The 1,093-nt window shown below is 64.5% G+C and carries 1 protein-coding gene; it reads left to right on the top strand.

Annotated features, from left to right (window positions below; translation table 11 throughout):
- Positions 1-182: 182 nt before the first annotated feature.
- The coding region (locus tag JMF90_RS38130) for an ABC transporter ATP-binding protein (RefSeq protein WP_201326448.1) at positions 183-1,093 on the top strand (911 nt) is incomplete at its 3' end.

Below are 1,093 nucleotides of genomic sequence, written 5' to 3' on the forward strand. Positions count from 1 at the left end.
TTGCCGGTACATCGGCTCGGACGAGCTGCGGTCCAGACGGGCGGACAGCCAGTCGGCGACGATCACGGTATCCAAAGTGGTCCTACTAGGAATATTGAAATGGTTCCCTAGTATAGAACCGTGCGCGCCGTATAGTGGCTCGCATCTCAAAATCAATTGGCGCGGAACCAGGGGACAGCACGATGAAGTCCGATGATGTGATCGTCAGCTTTCGCGGCGTGCGGAAGACCTACGACGGCGAGACGCTGGTCGTCAAATCGCTCGACCTCGACATCCAGCGCGGGGAATTCCTGACGCTGCTCGGGCCGTCCGGCTCGGGCAAGACCACCTGCCTGATGATGCTGGCCGGCTTCGAATTCCCGACCGGCGGCGAAATCCGCCTCGACGGCGAGTTGCTGAACAGCGTGCCGCCGCACAAGCGCAACATCGGCATGGTGTTCCAGAACTACGCGCTGTTTCCGCACCTGACGGTCGAGCAGAACGTCGGGTATCCGCTGACGGTGCGCAAGCTGCCCGCCGCCGAGCGCGCGGAGCGCGTCGCGCACGCGCTGAAGATGGTGCAGATGGAGCGCTTCGCGAAACGCTATCCGGCGCAACTGTCGGGCGGCCAGCAGCAGCGCATCGCGCTGGCCCGTGCGCTCGTGTTCGAGCCGAAGCTGGTGCTGATGGACGAGCCGCTCGGCGCGCTCGACAAGCAGTTGCGCGAACACATGCAGTACGAACTGAAGGCGCTGCACGAGAAGCTCGGCGTGACCTTCGTGTACGTGACGCACGATCAGGGCGAGGCGCTGACGATGTCCGATCGCGTCGCCGTGTTCGACAAGGGCATCGTGCAGCAGCTCGACACCGTCGACCGCCTGTACGAATCGCCGTGCAACGAATTCGTCGCGAACTTCATCGGCGACAGCAACCGGCTGCGCGGCACCATCGCACGCGTCGACGGCGAATTCTGCGAATTCCGGCTCGACGACGGCACGAAGCTCGTCGGCCGCCATATCGGCGAAGCCGCCGAGGGCGCATCGGCCGTCGCGTGCATCCGCCCGGAGCGCATGAGTCTCGCCGCGCACGGCGTGAACGGTGCGAACGGTGCGAA

Source organism: Burkholderia sp. E168m23, assembly GCF_016586125.1.
GTDB classification, from domain to species: domain Bacteria; phylum Pseudomonadota; class Gammaproteobacteria; order Burkholderiales; family Burkholderiaceae; genus Burkholderia; species Burkholderia orbicola.